The sequence below is a fragment of the Paenibacillus sp. 2RAB27 genome (assembly GCF_052115445.1).
GTDB lineage: Bacteria > Bacillota > Bacilli > Paenibacillales > NBRC-103111 > Paenibacillus_E.
Genome location: NZ_JBFRGR010000039.1, coordinates 1 through 17,996, shown reverse-complemented (window position 1 = coordinate 17,996; position 17,996 = coordinate 1). Strand labels below are relative to the sequence as shown.

Annotated in this window: 18 protein-coding genes and 2 pseudogenes; 11 read left to right on the top strand and 9 right to left on the bottom strand. The window is 40.0% G+C overall.

Annotated features, from left to right (window positions below):
• Positions 1–184 precede the first annotated feature (184 nt).
• From AB4114_RS30735 to cydS, 5 genes are all read left to right on the top strand, one after another.
• Positions 185–397, top strand: a complete 213-nt coding sequence (locus tag AB4114_RS30735) for a heavy-metal-associated domain-containing protein (protein WP_441991815.1) — start codon at positions 185–187, stop codon at positions 395–397.
• Positions 394–1,023 (top strand): hypothetical protein, encoded by a 630-nt coding sequence (locus AB4114_RS30730; RefSeq protein WP_441991814.1) that lies wholly within the window; start codon positions 394–396, stop codon positions 1,021–1,023. Before AB4114_RS30735 ends, AB4114_RS30730 begins: the two co-directional genes overlap by 4 nt.
• Before the next feature lie 378 nt (positions 1,024–1,401).
• Entirely contained in the window at positions 1,402–2,760 is a 1,359-nt protein-coding gene (locus AB4114_RS30725) for a cytochrome ubiquinol oxidase subunit I (RefSeq protein WP_441991813.1), read from the top strand.
• Positions 2,757–3,785 carry a cytochrome d ubiquinol oxidase subunit II gene (locus AB4114_RS30720; RefSeq protein WP_441991812.1) on the top strand — a complete coding sequence of 343 codons (1,029 nt, stop codon included), beginning with the start codon at positions 2,757–2,759 and terminating at the stop codon, positions 3,783–3,785. The genes AB4114_RS30725 and AB4114_RS30720 overlap by 4 nt, the downstream gene beginning before the upstream one ends.
• Positions 3,786–3,820: 35 nt before the next feature.
• The gene (cydS, locus tag AB4114_RS30715) at positions 3,821–3,916 is read left to right on the top strand and encodes a cytochrome bd oxidase small subunit CydS (protein ID WP_441991811.1); all 96 of its coding nucleotides are present in this window, start codon (positions 3,821–3,823) and stop codon (positions 3,914–3,916) included.
• A 76-nt stretch (positions 3,917–3,992) separates the two neighbouring features.
• Here cydS and AB4114_RS30710 read toward each other — a convergent pair.
• Both AB4114_RS30710 and AB4114_RS30705 read right to left on the bottom strand, forming a co-directional pair.
• Positions 3,993–4,460: pseudogene (locus AB4114_RS30710) on the bottom strand (DUF1775 domain-containing protein); the annotation flags it as partial.
• A 45-nt stretch (positions 4,461–4,505) separates the two neighbouring features.
• Positions 4,506–5,045, bottom strand: a complete 540-nt coding sequence (locus AB4114_RS30705; RefSeq protein WP_441991810.1) for a hypothetical protein — start codon at positions 5,043–5,045, stop codon at positions 4,506–4,508.
• Positions 5,046–5,249: 204 nt separating this feature from the next.
• On the opposite strand from AB4114_RS30705, the gene AB4114_RS30700 reads away from it, so the two are divergent.
• On the top strand, positions 5,250–7,463 hold the full coding sequence (locus AB4114_RS30700) for a heavy metal translocating P-type ATPase (protein WP_441991809.1): 2,214 nt from the start codon (positions 5,250–5,252) through the stop codon (positions 7,461–7,463).
• 360 nt (positions 7,464–7,823) lie between these two features.
• Here AB4114_RS30700 and AB4114_RS30695 read toward each other — a convergent pair whose 3' ends face one another.
• On the bottom strand, positions 7,824–8,441 hold the full coding sequence (locus AB4114_RS30695) for an SCO family protein (protein WP_441991808.1): 618 nt from the start codon (positions 8,439–8,441) through the stop codon (positions 7,824–7,826).
• Positions 8,442–8,455: 14 nt separating this feature from the next.
• Positions 8,456–8,866 carry a FixH family protein gene (locus AB4114_RS30690; protein WP_441991807.1) on the bottom strand — a complete coding sequence of 137 codons (411 nt, stop codon included), beginning with the start codon at positions 8,864–8,866 and terminating at the stop codon, positions 8,456–8,458.
• 267 nt (positions 8,867–9,133) lie between these two features.
• On the opposite strand from AB4114_RS30690, the gene AB4114_RS30685 reads away from it, so the two are divergent.
• From AB4114_RS30685 to AB4114_RS30675, 3 genes are read left to right on the top strand one after another with little or no spacing between them, the layout of a single operon-like run.
• Positions 9,134–9,511 (top strand): hypothetical protein, encoded by a 378-nt coding sequence (locus AB4114_RS30685; protein WP_441991843.1) that lies wholly within the window; start codon positions 9,134–9,136, stop codon positions 9,509–9,511.
• A 14-nt stretch (positions 9,512–9,525) separates the two neighbouring features.
• Complete coding sequence (locus AB4114_RS30680) at positions 9,526–10,185, top strand: response regulator (RefSeq protein WP_441991806.1); 660 nt, start codon at positions 9,526–9,528, stop codon at positions 10,183–10,185.
• An 11-nt stretch (positions 10,186–10,196) separates the two neighbouring features.
• Positions 10,197–10,559, top strand: a complete 363-nt coding sequence (locus tag AB4114_RS30675) for a c-type cytochrome (protein WP_441991805.1) — start codon at positions 10,197–10,199, stop codon at positions 10,557–10,559.
• A 61-nt stretch (positions 10,560–10,620) separates the two neighbouring features.
• Here the strand turns inward: AB4114_RS30675 and AB4114_RS30670 are convergent, their stop codons facing one another.
• Positions 10,621–10,920, bottom strand: coding sequence for a winged helix-turn-helix domain-containing protein (locus tag AB4114_RS30670; protein ID WP_441991804.1), 300 nt, complete (start codon positions 10,918–10,920; stop codon positions 10,621–10,623).
• Between the two features lie 257 nt (positions 10,921–11,177).
• On the opposite strand from AB4114_RS30670, the gene AB4114_RS30665 reads away from it, so the two are divergent.
• Positions 11,178–12,071, top strand: coding sequence for an ABC transporter substrate-binding protein (locus AB4114_RS30665; protein ID WP_441991803.1), 894 nt, complete (start codon positions 11,178–11,180; stop codon positions 12,069–12,071).
• 4 nt (positions 12,072–12,075) lie between these two features.
• Positions 12,076–12,309 carry an ATP-binding cassette domain-containing protein gene (locus AB4114_RS30660; RefSeq protein ID WP_441991842.1) on the top strand — a complete coding sequence of 78 codons (234 nt, stop codon included), beginning with the start codon at positions 12,076–12,078 and terminating at the stop codon, positions 12,307–12,309.
• 406 nt (positions 12,310–12,715) lie between these two features.
• Here the strand turns inward: AB4114_RS30660 and AB4114_RS30655 are convergent, their stop codons facing one another.
• The 4 genes and pseudogenes from AB4114_RS30655 to AB4114_RS30640 all read right to left on the bottom strand — a co-directional run bounded on the left by AB4114_RS30655 (position 12,716) and on the right by AB4114_RS30640 (position 16,896).
• Complete coding sequence (locus tag AB4114_RS30655; protein WP_441991802.1) at positions 12,716–13,735, bottom strand: phosphotransferase enzyme family protein; 1,020 nt, start codon at positions 13,733–13,735, stop codon at positions 12,716–12,718.
• Between the two features lie 601 nt (positions 13,736–14,336).
• A pseudogene (locus AB4114_RS30650) lies at positions 14,337–14,462 on the bottom strand (class I tRNA ligase family protein); the annotation flags it as partial.
• Positions 14,463–14,663: 201 nt separating this feature from the next.
• Positions 14,664–15,134 (bottom strand): hypothetical protein, encoded by a 471-nt coding sequence (locus AB4114_RS30645; protein ID WP_441991801.1) that lies wholly within the window; start codon positions 15,132–15,134, stop codon positions 14,664–14,666.
• A complete protein-coding gene (locus tag AB4114_RS30640; protein WP_441991800.1) occupies positions 15,100–16,896 on the bottom strand; it encodes a site-specific integrase in 1,797 nt (598 codons plus the stop codon). Before AB4114_RS30640 ends, AB4114_RS30645 begins: the two co-directional genes overlap by 35 nt.
• Positions 16,897–17,996: the final 1,100 nt, after the last annotated feature.

The window sequence follows — 17,996 nt, the reverse complement described above, 5'->3', positions numbered from 1 at the left end:
TTCTTTTTCTTACTGTTGATAGGAACCTTTACCCTCTTTTGGATATGGTCAAAAGTTATTAATCGTCAAGATGATTCAGAAGATTGACATTAAAATAATCAAAGTTTATTAAAAGAACTATGTGTTCACACACAAGAATACAGTAGTTAAGAGGCAATTGTAAATTTGAAATGGGAGGAATAACATGAGTAAATTAATTTTCAAAGTGGAAGGTATGTCATGCAGTCATTGTGTAAATGCAATTGAAAGTACGTTAAGACAACTTGGTGCTGTGGGATCAGTTGATTTAGAGAATAAATCTGTTCACATTGTGTATGATGATGCGAATACCACGATAACATCAGATTTACTTAAAGAAGCAATTGAAAATAAAGGATTTGAGGTGATTGCTCAATGAAACGTAACCTTAGTAAAGTATTGGGATTAAGTGCTCTGATGAGTACGATACTTCCAAGTTTAACAGTCTCTGCTCACGAACATGGAGCGGATTCGTCAACAGATATGCAAATGGGTCCATCACAGCTAACCATTAATACAAGTATAGTTTCATTGATTTTCGTTCTCTTAGTAGCCATAGTACTCTTTTTCCATTTAAGATCGAAGAGCGCGTACTTATCTAAAATGACAGGTATGATGGCTGCGATGACAATTGCCATGGTATCGAGCTTAGTTGTTGGTACAATTGCAGGAATTCTCGTAACAACTTTATTTCTTTCAACGGTGATAGGCGTTACATTTGGCATGCTCATCGGTTATGTATCTGGCAAGTCATTACATTTGCTAGCTTCTCTGGATGGCATGTTAGCAGGAATAATGGGGGGCATGATGGGGGCCATGCTAGGTGTTATGGTGATTTCAGATTACCCTACACTTTCCATCATTTTTATAGATCTAGTACTAGTCGTTTCAATGTCAGTTCTCTACAAGCTTTTAGATAATGAAGAGATGGTGCACATAAAGAATAATGGGGGTTCAGTTTCTAATCTCAGAACGCCAACCGATTTTTCACAGATCGAAGTATAAAAGAAATCGAGTGAGATCATCACTCTGGATGAAATTATCCTTCTTGACGTTTATTTTTGTAAATTAAAATGTCGAGAAGGATAGCATTTTGGGATGTTCATAGGATCGTTACCGATTATTCGAAACGTCGTCACAATGATTGTGAAAATAATCACATTCTTTCTTGATTATCATTTATAATAGTTGTATAGCTGGAATTAACATCTATGTTCGGCAAGAAGGGGTGGAGTTCAATGAAACCTAATCACGATAATCAACGGATTGCTAAGCAGGAAAAGCGACTTATTATACTATGTATCGCTGTAGCAAGCATTATGTTGCTCTCGTTAACTAAGTATCTATTTAAATAAGAACAATACTAAAAGAGGGGGGATTTTCATGTTTCTAACTAACTACGATCCAGTGATGTACAGTCGAATACTTACCGGGTTGACCCTTGCATTTCATATTATTTTTGCCACTATTGGGGTAGGGGTTCCTCTTATGATCGCCCTTGCGGAGTGGATAGGCATCAGACGCAACGATGATCATTATCTACTTATGGCAAGGCGTTGGGCTCGCGGCTTTGTTATTACCGTTGCCGTCGGTGTCGTTACGGGAACTGCAATTGGGCTTCAGCTAAGTCTATTATGGCCAAGCTTTATGAAAATAGCCGGACAATCCATCGCTATCCCGCTCTTCTTGGAGACATTCGCCTTCTTCTTTGAAGCGATATTCCTTGGCATTTATCTCTATACCTGGGACCGCTTCAAGAATAAAATGGCACATTTCTGGATGCTCATTCCCGTCGTAATTGGATCTTCAGCTTCAGCGTTCTTTATTACTGTGGTTAATGCATTTATGAATGCGCCAGCAGGTGTAACCGTAAAGGATGGCAAAATAACAGATATCTCTCCTTTTGGCGCAATGCTGAGCCCAGCTATGCCAACTAAAGTCTCACACGTACTCGTTACTGCTTACCTAACTTGTGCTTTTATTTTAGCGGCTATCTCAGCTTGGTCATTACTCAAGGGACGTAATCATGTATATTACAAAAAAGCACTCAAACTCAGCATGATATCAGCTTGTGTATTTCTTCTTTCAAGCGCTATTATTGGGGACTTGTCAGGTAAGTATCTAGCGAATTATCAACCTGAGAAGCTGGCCGCGATGGAATGGCATTTCGAAACGTCGAAACAAGCTCCTCTCGTCTTGGGAGGTATCTTAACGGACGATAATGAGATCAAATACGGTGTCAAAATCCCGTTCGCCCTCAGTATTCTCGCTCATGGACTTCCGAACGCTGAAGTTAAAKGGCTTAACGATATTCCTGCTGATGAAACGCCACCGCTTTGGATTCATTATTTGTTCGATCTCAAAATGAGCTTCGTTGCCATGATGGTTATCATCRCACTGATTTTTTTATTCTTATTATGGCGCAAACGTTCACTTATTTATTCGAATAAATGGTTGCTGCGCGGTATTATTCTCGCTGCACCACTTGCAATGTTGACGATAGAGCACGGCTGGATTTTCGCAGAGGTTGGTCGCCAACCTTGGATTCTTCATGGAATCATGAAAACATCAGAAGGAGCTACCGTCTCCGATCATGTAGATACGATGCTCATTATCTTTGCACTTCTTTATATTGTACTCGGATTGACGGCCATTCGGGTAATGTTGCGCATGTTCCGTAATAATCGGGCAGAGGATGAAATCGTGGCAAGAGGGATAGAAGGGGGAGGAGGTGTGCAATGAGTTATGAAGTGATAGGAATTTCTATTTTATGGCTATTCCTGTTCGGTTACTTAATTATAGCCTCGATTGACTTCGGCGCTGGATTTTTTAGCTATTACAGCACGATAACGGGTAAACGGCACCTGATCAACAATGTGATCGAACGTTATCTTTCCCCCGTATGGGAAGTTACTAATGTGTTCCTTGTCTTTTTCTTTGTCGGTTTTGTTGGTTTTTTCCMAGATACAGCGTATTATTACGGCACTGCGTTATTGCTTCCAGGAAGTGTAGCTATCATCCTGCTTGCCATCAGGGGATCGTACTATGCCTTTAGCAACTATGGGGGGAAGAAAGACAGTCGTATTTACTTGTTCTTATATGGGGCAAGCGGACTTCTTATTCCGGCTTCTCTTTCAACCGTCTTGACGATTTCCGAAGGCGGTTATATCGATGTCGACGATAAAGGTCAGGTGACCTTCCTGTTCAGCAGACTGTTCTCAAGCACGTATTCTTGGTCGGTCGTTCTGCTAGCTCTTATGAGCGTGCTATATATCTCGGCAATGTTCTTGTGCTATTACGCCAATCGGGCGAAGGATCATAGCGCATTCGAAGTCGTACGTAAATACGCGCTCGCTTGGAGTGGTCCCACTATTCTAAGCAGCCTTCTCGTTTTCTTCGCTATCCGCGGACATAATATGGGGCATTTTCAACGGATGGCGGACTATGCATTCATTTTCGTTCTATCCTTTATCTGTTTCCTAATTGCGATTTATCTAGTATGGACTCGTAAACGTCTTGGCCTGGCATTTATTTTCGTATTGCTGCAATTTGGATTTGCATTCTTCGGCTATGGGGCCGGACATCTACCTTACATTCTATATCCCTACTTAACGATCTATGATAATTTTACCAGTGAACCTATGGCTATTGCATTGATCTCTGTCTTCCTATTGGGTCTCTTATTGCTTATTCCGTCTTTGTATCTTCTTATGCGCCTTTTCTTGTTCGATGCGAACTATGTGCAGGGCAAACACAGCAAATCATAGCTTGGTCATAATTTAAGTAGGAAAGAAGGGCTACTATGTTAGAAAATTTTCTTATTTTCGTCGCACCATTTCTTGTAGTTATTGGCTCCATTGGATCGCTATTCTGGATTGGCGGAAAATCAGTGAAATAAACAGAAATAAAAAAGCTCGTATCAGCCTATGATGAAGGCATGAAACGAGCTTTTTTATACATTTCCTAGCATAAAGTTACTTAGCTTTTTTTGCAAAAGCAGCAACTACTGCTACTAATCCTAGCACAAGTGCAGCAATAGAAAGATAAAGAGGAAGATTTGAATTTGTAGTGCCTTCGTCAAGTGCAGCTGCAGTTGATCCACCACCGTGATCATGTCCATCTGAATCCATTTTAGCAGTTGCTGGCTTTGGATTCACCGTTGTTACGGAGGCAGGCTTGTCTGAACCGGCAGCCCCAACCCATTCAACGACACTTCCATCCTTGTAAGTTTGGTAGGCTTTCCACGAAATAGAAGCTGCTTGATCTCCTACTTTTCCTTGCATGTTGAATTCACCAAATTCAGTACTTGAAAGTCCTTCTCCAGTTGCTGACCAAACGACGCTAGTAATTTTACCTGCGCTGTCTTTGGTTAACTCATATTTCCATCCAGACATAGGTTCGAAACGAGAAACCGCGACTTCTGCTGGAATTTTAATTTCTACTTTAACAGTAGGTCATTGTTATTTCTCCCTCTTTTTTTGAAATATCTATAATGATTTAAACATCTTTATCGTGTGGTCATAAACCATTTCATCATCATTTGTATCCATTACCCTGATCTCAATATGCCATTTACCCGGGAAAGGGAAGTAGTGCCCTTCAGCGGTGAAAGCAGCTGGATTGACCGACGATGGTTGAAACGGCACCTCAATAGGGGACACAGTATCGTCGTCCAAGTATTTCATGTACACATGAACATATTTAGGTGCTGAAGAAGTGGGGCCGTGAGATGTCAAAGTAAACACATTTTTCCCAGGCGTATTGGGTGAGATATGGAGCTGTAAGTCCCCTTTGGAACTTGACTCTTCCAAGATAAGGGTTTGTTCAACAGCGTTGGATTCAGATGAGTGAAAACAGCTACGATGATCACAATTAACGCCATTAATGAAAAATCGATGCTTATGAATGTTGGGCGCAGGCAGTGCATCTACTAATGTAGAGTGCGCATAAGATTTATTAGGGACAATGAGAACGAGTAATATAGCTATGTGAACGATAACAATCCACATTTTTTTTGATAATAGCATTGAATATCCCTCCTTTCTTAATGTACTCCTAATGTCAACATAACAGCATGACTCGAAAGAGTTATTTTTGGACTTGAATTTGTCTAAATCATGGTATTTACGATTGATTACATTTTAAAAAGTTCAAACGATTCTAGCATGTTCTTCGTACATAGCCCATATAGTTGCAAGTAAGTACGTGGACTTGTATGGGAGGCAGGACAAGTGAATGAAGATACCCTATATCAAAAAGTTAGTTTGGATATCGATGGAATGACATGTGCAGCCTGCTCTGCCCGCATTRAGAAAGTCGTAGGCAAGATGGCTGGCGTTCGCGAGATTGTAGTCAATTTACCATTRGGACGAGCTACCGTAGAGATGGATTCTAATTCCGTTTATAAAGAACAAATTATTACGCGTATTGAGCAGCTTGGGTATTCCGCAAGAACCTCTCGGGAAGGGAATAAGATACAGAAAAGGATGTTTGGGTTAGGCACAACACTGCTGATTTCTGCGTTACTGACGATGCCACTCTTGTGGGCAATGGTGCGCCATTATACCCTGACATCCAGTATTTGGATTCCCGAATTATTTCTTCAGCCATGGTTTCAATGGGTACTTGCCACACCAGTTCAATTTGTCATTGGTGCTCCATTTTACTTTCAAGCATGGAAAGCATTAAAAAATAGAACGGCCAATATGGATGTGCTTGTAGTCCTTAGTACGACTTGCGCTTACATGTACAGCCATTATATGACAATGCATATGATGCAATCGGGGATGGCGGACCCGCATTCGGTGTATTTTGAGACAAGCGCAATGATTATTACCGTTGTGCTGCTTGGTAAATGGTTGGAGGCATCTGCCAAAAGAAGAAGTATGAAGAGCATACATCAATTACAAGAACTAAGCCCACAGACAGTTACAGTTATTAGCCGGGAGCATTTACAGGAGACTATACCATTAAGTAACATTAAAGTCGGAGACACCCTGCTTGTTCTACCAGGTGAGATCGTTCCTACGGATGGACGAGTATTGAACGGCAATTCATCTGTTGATGAATCTTTTATTACTGGCGAGTCCGTACCTATAGGTAAACGTCAACATGATTCTCTAATAGGCGGATCACGAAATATGGACGGGATCATGATCATGCAAGTGACTGCGGTTGGATCTCAAACAGCGCTTGGCAAAATGATCTTTTTGATGGAAGAAGCACAAGGTTCAAAGGCGGAGATCTCGCGGTTTGTTGATCGCATCGCAGCTGTTTTTGTTCCTACCGTGCTGGGGCTTTCATTGCTTACCTTGTGCATATGGGCCGTATGGCTAACACCTGGCGACTTCAAAGGGGCCATGTTCAAAGCCATAGCCGTCCTTGTTATCGCATGCCCTTGCGCGTTAGGTTTAGCAACACCAACCTCGATTTTGGTTGGTACGAGTCGAGCGATGGAAGCAGGCATTCTATTTAAAGAAGGCAAATATGTTGAGCAATTACAGGAAGTCGATGTCGTTTTACTAGATAAAACTGGAACGCTAACCCATGGAACTCCACGTGTTACGGATTTCATAACTGCTTCGGGTCAGGAGCAGCGATTACTACGTCTGTTTGCTGCCGCTGAGAAAGGAACAGAGCATCCCTTTGCTAAAGCTATTGTAAAAGAAGCCATTCGGCGCGGAATTCAAGTGAAAGATTCACTTTCATCGCAAGTGATTGCTGGTAGAGGTGTTATAGCGCATGTAGATAACCACCGTATTATTATTGGTTCTAAATCCTTAATGAGAGATTCAGAGATTTCCATAGAGAGGTTTACTAAAGTAACAGAACAATTAGAGATTGAAGATAAAACCGTGCTTTTCGCTGCAGTGGATGGTGCTCTTGAAGGTATTATTGCTCTTATGGACACGTTGAAACCAACTACACCACAAGCCATACGAAGGTTAAAAAAGTTACGTACAGAAGTGGTGATGGTGACTGGGGATCAACGGAGAACCGCGCTTGCTGTAGCAGCTAGGGCAGGTATAAAAGCAGTTTATGCAGAAATGCTTCCACAGGACAAGGTGGAATTAGTACGGCTCCTACAAAATAAAGGTAAACGTGTTGCAATGGTGGGGGATGGCGTAAATGATGCCCCAGCTCTAGCCGCCGCTGACATCGGAATTGCCGTAGGTACCGGTGCGGAGATTACGAAGGAAGCAGCAGATGTCAACTTACTCCATAGTGACTTGGGTAGCGTTGCAGATGCCATTGTGATAAGCCGGAAGACAATGCGTAACATCCGTCAAAACCTGATTTTTGCTTTCTTGTACAATATCTTGGCTATCCCATTAGCATTTATGGGTTATATGGCACCCTGGGTAGCAGGAACAGCAATGGCGCTTAGTTCTGTGTCGGTCGTCTTGAATGCATGCAGATTGCAAAAAGCATCTTTGCGAAATTAATTAAGTAAATTCCATTAGTTAAATAAACAGGTAACGAATTCACTTATCAAGTGATTTCGTTACCTGTATTTGCATGCAATCTGTTATTTTCTTTCTGCAAGCCATCGAGCAAGATTGGCTGTATGACGCTTAACGTTTATTGAAGGTGAAATAGATCTTTCGAGGCATTTGGAAATTATCAAGACGATGGAGTTGGAATTAGAAACGATCCTTATAGCTATAAGGACCGTTATGGATTGAAAATCATGAAGGAGAGAGCACTTGAAATGGGGTGGATTTTGCAAATCAATTGCGATCATGGAAGAACGAGTGTGGAGATAAGAAGAAAATGGCTGAGATAGCCTTGTTGTTGGAGTTTTCTTAGGATGATTTAGACAGTTTCTTGATATCTTTTTCAATAACTTTGTTGTCCATACTATCGCCCATATCATATATTTTACGAATCATACCTTCTTGATCAATTAGAAACAAAGAACGTATAGAATGGGCGAATTGTCCGTCTTTTTGTTTGACAGCCATGATGCCAAAATCATTCGCTGTTTTTATCACGTCTGACTCATTCCCTCTAAGCAATTGCCATCCGGCAGCTTGGTCGATCCCAAGCAAACTTGCATACTTTTCTAAAGCCTCAGGTGTGTCTCGTTCAGGATCAAACGTTATACTAAGAAACGCAACACTTTTTCCGAATTTTTTCTTTTCCTTTAAGTTATTTTGCATTAATACCATATTGGAAGTCGTGACAGGGCATATGGTCGTGCAGTTGGCGAAGAAAAATTCGACTAATCGAACTTTGCCACCAGTATCACTTAGTTTGACCTGTTCTCCTTTCAAATTTTGCAAGCTAAATTCGGGAGCGACTTTTATTTTAGGTAAAGGATTAGTACCTTGTTGAACCCAGTAAACCGTACATAAAACAATGGCTGCTATACATACAAGAGTAACCGACCTTAACCATACTTTTCTATTTGTTTCTTGCACGTTCAGCTTCCTCTCTAATTGGCTTCTACCTTGAATTGTTTGGTCGGCATCGTATGCATGCCTGCCGCTGTTGTATGCGTAGTCACGCTATAGGTGCCCGCTTGAGAAAAAGTTTTGGTAATGGCATATACACCATCTGACTTTTTAACGCCTTTTATCTTTTCGTGGTCATCAGATTGTCCTTCTTTCCAAATTTCAAAGGTGATTTCATTCGCTTTTTTAACATTCACCCCATCTTGTGTAATCGTCGCAATAAGTTCAACTTGTTCTTTGATCTTAGGCAGCTCAGGGATTACTTTCACATCAACTTGAATCATTTCCATGGAATTGTGATCCATGTCTGCCATTTCCATGCCACCATGGCTGGAATCTTGACATCCTGCCAGTAGGACACTAAATAGAATAAGCCCGTACCATTTTTTCATAATAAATCGTTCGACTCCTTACATTTATCGTTTCTTAGTCATTATACCCACCTTCTTGTACGATGCCATGACTATAAAGAGCTACTTAACTTATATTTAGTTGTAATTTTGACGATTTTTCGTACATATTGTGCGATTAATAGCCCTTATGAGTCATTTTGAAATGTTTGTAATTGAGTATATTAATAGTAGGTGAGAAGGAAGGAGAGTACTGTGACATTTGGAGGTCCGCTTAATGTATTTGGTCATCTGTTGTTCAGCGCTCATATGCTTCAGCAATCTATCCTGTATTTGGCCATGCCTCCTCTAATTTTAGCAGGATTACCTGAAGGTTTTTACAATAATATCATGGCTATCCCCGTATTACGTTCGGTGCTTAGATTGTTAACGAAACGCCTTGTCAGGCTTGAAAAAGGTTGGTTATATCTTTATGAATGGCCTGTTGTTGACCCCTGCGTGTGCGTGTATTATTTTCTCGCAATCCACCCTTTACCAATTGTATACACAAGGCTCACATATTCTTTGTACGCCTTTCTATTACACAGTAGTGGACATACCACGTTGTCATTTATGCAAGTGTTCTTGGAATTGCCTTTTTTCAATGGTATCGAACAGAACGAAATGAAAATTAGATTTAGAATTTGAAGGGAGGTAAAGGGATGATTCAACCAATTCGTGTTCTTATTGTTGATGATCACCATCACKCCAGAGAAGCAGTTCACGATATTTTAAGCAAGGAAATGTCTTTCGAGGTCATTGCTGAAGGTAAAAACGGGCTAGAAGCGATAACATTGACTGAGGAGTGGATGCCCGATCTCATTCTGATGGATATTAATATGCCCCTAATGGACGGGCTTGAGGCAACCAAACAAATCAAGGATAAATTTCCGTATGTAAAGATCGTGATGATGACAGTATCTGATGATATTACGGACTTATTTGAAGCTGTGAAAAAAGGTGCTCAGGGCTATTTACTTAAAAATTTAAGCCCCGATTCATGGCATGAATATTTAAAGGCTGTTGCCGTTGATGAAGCTCCGATGTCTAGGGAGCTAGCCTTACGTCTCTTAAAAGAATTTACCACCGCTGAAAAGATGGAAGTAACTGCACATTCATCCATTACTACAAGGGAACGTGAGATATTAAAATGGGTGGCAAGCGGCAAATCAAATCGGGAAATATCTGATGGCCTATCGATTTCTGAGCATACGGTGAAAAATCATTTAAAAAACATTATGCAAAAGCTGCGGATGGATAATCGTGTTCAACTTACCCGTTATGTCTATGAACAAGGATGGATAGCAAATATAAAAAGATAGGAGTACTTGAAATGAAAAAAAAGATGTTACTTACATACACTTGTTTTGGATTAATGTTAGTTCTAGCTGCTTGTGGCTCCAGTACGAAAGTAGAGCATACGGAGCATGAGGGAAGTACATCTACTTCAAGTCCTTCTGCTTCTGTCAGTGCAAGCAATGCCGAAACGCTGTATAAGGGGAACTGTATGTCTTGTCATGGTGGAGAACTTCAAGGGAAGATTGGCCCTTCGTTGGTGAAAGTAGGGGGGAAATTAAGTGAAGAACAACTTGATGCCAAGATTCAAAATGGAGGTGGTGGGATGCCTGGTTTCAAATCTAAGCTGAAAGAACCCGATGTTCAGGCACTTGCTGAATGGTTAGCTGCAAAAAAATGATTGTTAAAAAACGCCATTTCCAATGTGATTGGAGAATGGCGTTTTTTGACAATCAGATGAACTAAATAACTTTTTCCATCCGATATCCGATTCCCCATATGGTTCGAATCATAGAGGCAGCTGCTGGTGAATAGAGTTGCATTTTTTCTCTCAATCGCTTGATATGGGTATCTACTGTTCGGTGTTCACCACTTTCTTCGCAATTCCAAATCTCTTTTAACAGCATCTCTCGTGTGCAGATCTTTCCGATATGAAGAGAGAAATAACGTAATAGTTCGTATTCTTTCAATGTTAAAGAGATCTCTTGTCCATCTACCAGTACTCGTCTTGCATGATGTTCAATTGTTAGATTCGCTTTCATTAGTGCTTGGTCCCCGTTGTCTGCTTCATCAATTTTGGCATTTTCACTTTCCAAGTACATACGAATTAATTTTCGTGTGTGCTCTAACAGGATAAAATAAATTTTAATTAGAAAAAAATAGGCATATCTGAAAAGTAAATTGAAATTGACTTTAATTCTTCACATCTTCCTTGATCAAATAGCACTTTGGAGTCATCACTAACCCTAAATATTGCTATATGATGAATGACATATGAAACATAAAGGGAGTGTAATTTTTGAAACGTCTTGGATTTGTAATTGCGAGTACAATTGTTTTTTCAACATTAGTGATAGGGTGTTCGTCGGCGAAGCTTGAGGAAACCTCTTCTCCGAAGCCTACAGTCAGTGGACAACAGACGACGGCAACTACACCTACGAATAGTATTGCTGCCTCGAGTGGAGATTTTCTGACTTTCAAAGACAGTACGAAACAAGAAATTACTTTAAAGAACAAACCTCAGCGTGTTATTTTGTTAAACACTGAAATTCAAGAATTGTTCTATCAAGTRGGAGGAAAAGCTGTTGGATTAGCGACTGCACCGGGAATTCCTCTCCCTGAAACATCAAAAGATGCTATACAGGTGGGTGAAATTAACCAAGTTAGCTTGGAAAAAGTGATGAGTCTAAAACCTGATCTGGTTATAGGTCAAACTATGTTCCACGCATCCTTGAAGGATTCGTTATCTTCTTCTAAAGTACCCTTGGCTTTAATAGATATTAAAAGCTACGATGATATTAAAGCTGCTGCAGAACTATTTGGGAAATTAGCGGGGAAAGAAGGAGAGACTAAGACTGTGCTTGATCAAACGGAGAAAAAAATGCAGACCATTATAAGCAAGCTTCCACAACAAAACCCAAAGTTTGCGATGATTACTATCATGCCAATGGGTATTAGTGTACAGAAGAATTCGACGCTTTCACTGGATGTAGCCAATCGCTTGAAGCTAAAGAATGTTGCTGAATCGCTCCCAGCAGGTATGATGCCGAGTTCTGCTCCCTGTAGTTTGGAAAAACTTGTTGAACTAGATCCAGACTTTTTATTCTTCACCGTGCATGGCACAGAAGATTACGGGAAKGAGAAACTTAAATCCGATTTAGAAAGCAATCCAGCTTGGAAAACATTAAGGTGAAGTTATTGCAGGAGAGAATGGAGCAGGCAAAACAACATTCTTTCGTTCCATCATGCAATTCCTTCCTAAGCAAACAGGAAAAGTTCAAATATTGGGAAGAACATTGGAACGTAAATCTGATCAAAGATGGGCTCGATCACAGATCGGTTACGTTCCACAAACGCAAGGGCAAGGACAGTTTCCGATCTCGGTGTCTTCTTGTTTCTGCTTCGTAAGAGGGAATTATGAGTATCATTAAAGTGGCACAGTAAATAGTTATCTTTTGACATCAAAATGGCATAATTATAGCCGGTGTTTGAAAGCGGTTCTACACGAGAGATAGAGAATCTCATCAAGAAATGCTTACAAGTCTCATTGATTGATATGATCTGCGTTTGACCTGCGTTTTAAAAGTTGGCAGTTTTGATGCAGTCAAAGAGCCCGGCAAAACAAACAAGATTTAAAAAATGCTGATGGCTGTGTTCGAATAGTGACTGCTTCACAAAATCCGTATTTTATACATATGTCTATAAATCGATTTAATGCTGCTTTGTAACTACTGAATGTTCATTTAGTGTTATACACCATATAGCCTCGATTTTCGTTCTGTTTTTTTATAAGTTCCCTTTCTTGCCAGTGGAATTGCTTTTTCTTTTTCAAGGGGGTTAATGAATACTACTATTATAAATGCTTTTAAATTCTTGAACAAAGTCAATCGGCAGCATAGGTTCATCAGAAGCGGCTACTCGTTGAAGCTCTTTTAACCAGTTCTTTGATTTTTCATCCAAATTTGACACTTCGTTTGCTTGATGAAAATAAATATACAGCAATGCATATCGAAGTTTAATACAATCTTGTAAATGTGCTATTTCTTCTTCTTGGATTGTATTTTCCTTCAGATATCCTTTCATAAAATGGCGGAAAAACAATTTATAATATTCCGCTTTATTTTCAAATTCCTTAAACGGATAAAAAAGTGCATAACACAATGTAATCCMGATATCGTTAATGAAATACGTATAACCGCAATCATCAAAATCGAACAAATAAATGTCTCCGTTATGCAGATAAAAATTACTTTGATGAAAATCAGTATGAGTCAAACCGTATGTATCTTTGGACTTGGGCAGAGAAGTAAGTTTTGTTAATCTTTCTTTTAGAATTGAAATCATTTCATCATCAGGTCGCAGGTATTTCTCCGCCTTTAATTGAACTTCTTGATCCCAGGCTTGTCGTTTAAACGCCGGATTACTCCATTCATAACCCTTTGTGGCATGATGGATTTTCCCCAGAAATTCGCCCCACTTTTCGTAAAGCGATTCATTCCAATCTTCTTCCGACACTTCTTTTCCAAGAGACATTTCGTATGAAATGGCTAAGAACGAACCATTTTCTGCAGCAATTTCTTCAACCATATTACCCCTGATCGATGGTACAGCATTTGAAACTTCCAGTCCTTTATTCGACAAAAAATTTAAAAATTCAATTTCACCCCGTATATTATTTCTTGATCTTCTAATTGTATGTGAGATTTTTAATATGAAAAATGCATTGTTTTTCTGGTATTCATAAACAAAGCTTTCATAACCGCCCAATAAACGAACGGTGTCATTATTAATGTCATATCGCTTTATTGCTTCGGTAAGGATCTCTTCAGTGAATTGCTCTTTAATTTCTCGTATCATCTTCTATACCTTCTTTCTAAGTAGTTGCATAATTTTTTTAATCGAAAATTTCGGCGACCACCCTGACGGAAGGCCTCCTAAGGTAATTGTCCAGCAACGCCCTCTCTTAGTAGCACATCCTCATCCGGTCCGTCCGGCTCGAACAAGGGGATCTCCTCTCTAATGAGCGTTTCCGAGAAAATACCCGCCCAGCTTGTTCAGCTGCTTTACAATCATGCTCTCGACGTGTCTCGGCACCTCCTGACACGATACCGGCTCGGAAGAAAGCACGAACGAGACGGGAATCCGCGTCACCTGCGGGTTCTCCTGATCATCTAATCGATCGCTCCATTCGTGAATGCTTAACTTTACCTACCAAATAAAATTCCACTTATTTCCGCGATATCCTGCCCGTTCGCTTAATGAAAACGGCAGTTCTGGTCAGCTGCCGTATGTCGCATTCTCGAATTGGAGCGTGAATTGTGTGTGTGTGTCTGATCTGAAAGTGAACCAGAGCAACTTCAATATGCAGTATGATGACCTGAGTTTCCCGAACGGGAATAACGCTGTCAAATGACGTTTATCCCATAACGCAAAAAGCCGTGGTGAAATGGATGATCCGTACGTAAAGTACCTCCTCTCCCCTTAACCGAAAATACCGCGCAATCACGTCACTCTGGCAGTAAACTTGCTACTCGCCCAGTGATCCGTTTGCGTAAGGCCACGCTCCTCCAATAAAAATACTCATTTAAATTTCCTCCTAATATTAAAAATTATTGAAAACAAAAAAGCCCTCGTCCTCTAAAAGGACGAAAGCTGTCGCTCACGTGTTTCTACCTAAATTTACCGATCCCTTCAGGTGACCGGCCTCTACAGGTACGTCACCACATGAGGCCATATATAACATTATCCATACAATCAAAGCCCTGAAACCAGGGCTTATTCGCCATTAGTTATATTTCTCAAACTCGCTTTTTATCCAGGTTTGGTTTTGATGAGCAATGTATTGTTCCATTCGTACTAACAAATCAACCAATTCGGGTTTCGTCAGTTGCATATAACGTTGTCTGACTCGATCTATGTCACGATCCTGCTTAATGTGCTTGAATGCCTCCAGATCATCATTCAAGGGCTTGTGGGACCTCTTTAATGGTTTATATACCTTAGTAGTACTATGTTTTAGAAAATGATTGTGAAGTTCTTTGTTCTTTCGAATGGTATTTTGGTGTATACCTTTTCCGTCCGGATCAATTTCTTTCGATTTATCCGAAACTGTTCTGTAAGAAACTGTCTTACCCTCATTATGAAGAGTGTCAATGGCCTTTACTCCAAGTTCTAATGAACGGTTTTTCTTCTGTTCGTACGATGCCTGAAGCCATTCCAGTTCATTTATTTGAGGAGATACGAATTTCCGGCGCATATGTTTCATCCTTTTGAGATTTTTCGATTAACTGGATCTCCTTGAGCTCGTACTTAGCTCTATTTTTTGCGATCTTCATTTTCTTTGCTTCAAGCGGTAAACCCATTTGCTCAAATCTTTTTTCACTTTCATCTGCCMAATTATAATAAGCTGTAATTTCTTCTCTAAACTCTGGACGAGGAACTTTCGCACCGCATCCCATGCAAGCCATTTTAGTCGGGCATACCGAGTCAGTTGTGCATATGCCACCCACAACCTTAGACATAATGCCTACCTTCTCGCGATAATCATTATATATCTCTTTTAATTCTTCAGGACCTCTGATGATACCCTTTTGAATATCAACATATGAGATCCAGTTTTCATGAAGTGAGTTTATTGATGCTGAAACTTGTTGTGTTGTTGGAGCTGAGTAGTAAGAAGTCACCTCAATATCCTTCTGATGGAGCAGCGTTTTCACAATGTCAACTGGAATTTTCTCAGTTTGAACAGCATGTGTAGCAAATGCATGTCTCAAAAGATGAGCTTTTAGAATCACTTGATTGCCTTCTGCCGACTGTATTACGATGCCGTGTAAAAGAAATCGAAGTATAGCATTTATTGAAAACACGTTGATGTGTCTAGATTGGTATTGAAAAATGTACTTTCTTTTTGGCATCAAATGTCTTCTGCTATCTACATCATACTGTACTTCTGGAACAGATTCTGTCTTGTAGGATTCCTTAAGTACTTTGAGTATTTCAGTCATAAACTTAAAAACATCTTCAGGCATATAATAGTTCTCCGGTTCTTCCCTACCTTTAGGAGTGAGTCGGAAAATATAGTTTTTTCTTGGGGGACTATTACTTTTATCGACTGTCACTACACAGCAGTCCTTATCATAACTAATTTGCAGCAATTCGTTTATTCTAGCGCCAGATGATGTGATGATATCCAACGCAAATCGTGCAAACATACATGCTACATAAATCGGTTCGATGTTGATTAGCAGTTTGTTGGATAATCTTTGTGTCCTCGTTACATAAAAACCTTGCATTAAAAGCCCAGGGTTACCTGGTAGAAAAGGAGCACTTGTCTTTCCATCCTCTCCGATCTCATATCCCCACTGATTTAGGTATTTCTCAACCTTTTCACGGTGCTCCTCAGTTGTATATTCTGTTGACCACTGACCCAATAACCTCAACCTCAATATATCTAAGAACCATGGGCCATCCCCTTGCGTACCATCATCTAACTTTTCTGCTTTGATAAACTCCATAAAGCAGTCTTCATCTTTAAAAACTCGGTATCGGTTCTTTCCTTCGTGGACATAATCAAAACTTGATATATCCCATAGTTTGAAATGCCAACGTTCGTTAACATACTCCGATTCATCATAATAAAAATCAATTGGAAGCTCCAAATTTTGCTCTTTTGCGGTCATTATGGCCTTACGGTATGATTCACGAAGTCTACTGACCTGATTCCATCTCAAATGACCTTCAGCCCTTATTTCGGGCAATAATGGCGTTACAGCAGATGTATCTTCCTTTCGCTTGGTCTTCGCATTGGTAATTGCCTTAGTTCGAGCACTAAAATCTCTATTGTCATAGGGAACGTTTGGAAGCATATATGCGGAGAGGGCAACCTGTTTTTCTTCACTGAACTTAGTGCCCAACCATTTTTTTAGATTAAACATAAATGTGTTATAGCCGGTCAAAATAGATTGCCGTTGTCGATCGGAATGTTCAGATAGAATTTGTCCTGTAACGTATAATTCCACACACGAAACCGAGCATTCAAAACACTAGTAATATTCATGATTGATTGCGGCGTTAAATTTCTGTCTGATAAACACATTAATGCTAGAGCAAATTGATTTGCCCAAGGATGCCCGACACATTGCCGGGCAAAATATTTAATGTTTTTTTCCTCAACTTTGTCCCAATAGTAATCCCCGTTCGGATCACATAATAGCAACAGTTCTTCTGGTATTTTATTGTGAAGTAGGGAAACCCAGTTTTTGATTTGTGTTTCTTCTAGTAATAAATGCACACCGGTTAAATGTACTCTTTCGATTTTTGAATATCGGAAAAGAGCGAATCATATAAATCTTGTCCCTCGTTATACATCTGAAAATCAGCATAGTGGAAAGGACTTTGTTCTGCCACAGCAGCTTCTTTTACGCCTTTTTCTATGTCAAGATAAACCCATCTTATTAATAAAAATAGTAACAACGGTGCAAATAATGCCTTTTTTACACAAAGGATTCTCCTTTTTTAAGATTACTATTATCCGGGAAAGGAATTTTTATACAGTACAAATATTTTCCGTAAAATATCGCGGTCTTCGATTATCTCAAACGATGGTGGCATTCGAAAAAACATTCGGGGTTATGACCGTGCGACAGAGGGTAATGCGGCAGATGGCTACATGTTGAAACTGTAAAACATGATGGGCTTCGGTCCAAATAACAGACCGAAGCATACACGTTCACAGTGCATTGAAAAGGCTGCAATATCATATGCGTCAAATAGCCCCCTCATCTAGCTGGTATAGACGGGGGTTCTTTGTTTCGATACTCTTTCCTGCTCGGCCTGTAAATTGCATTGAACTTACCAGCTCTTTTAACAACAAAAGGAGCAGTTGCCGCGACGGCAAACTGCTCCTAGATCACTTAACTATTGTTTTCCGTACCTTAAAAGTTATGGTGTATATGTTTAAATATTGCAAAAAACTCCCTCTATGAGGAATAGATTTTCTTTTAAATACTCTCTAAATCTTAGGATTTCGATGCTTTGCTAAAGGTTAGGGACAACGTGCCTATGGGATAATATTGAGTTAGATGAAAAAACTGGGTGTGGAAATATAAAAGAATGCCTC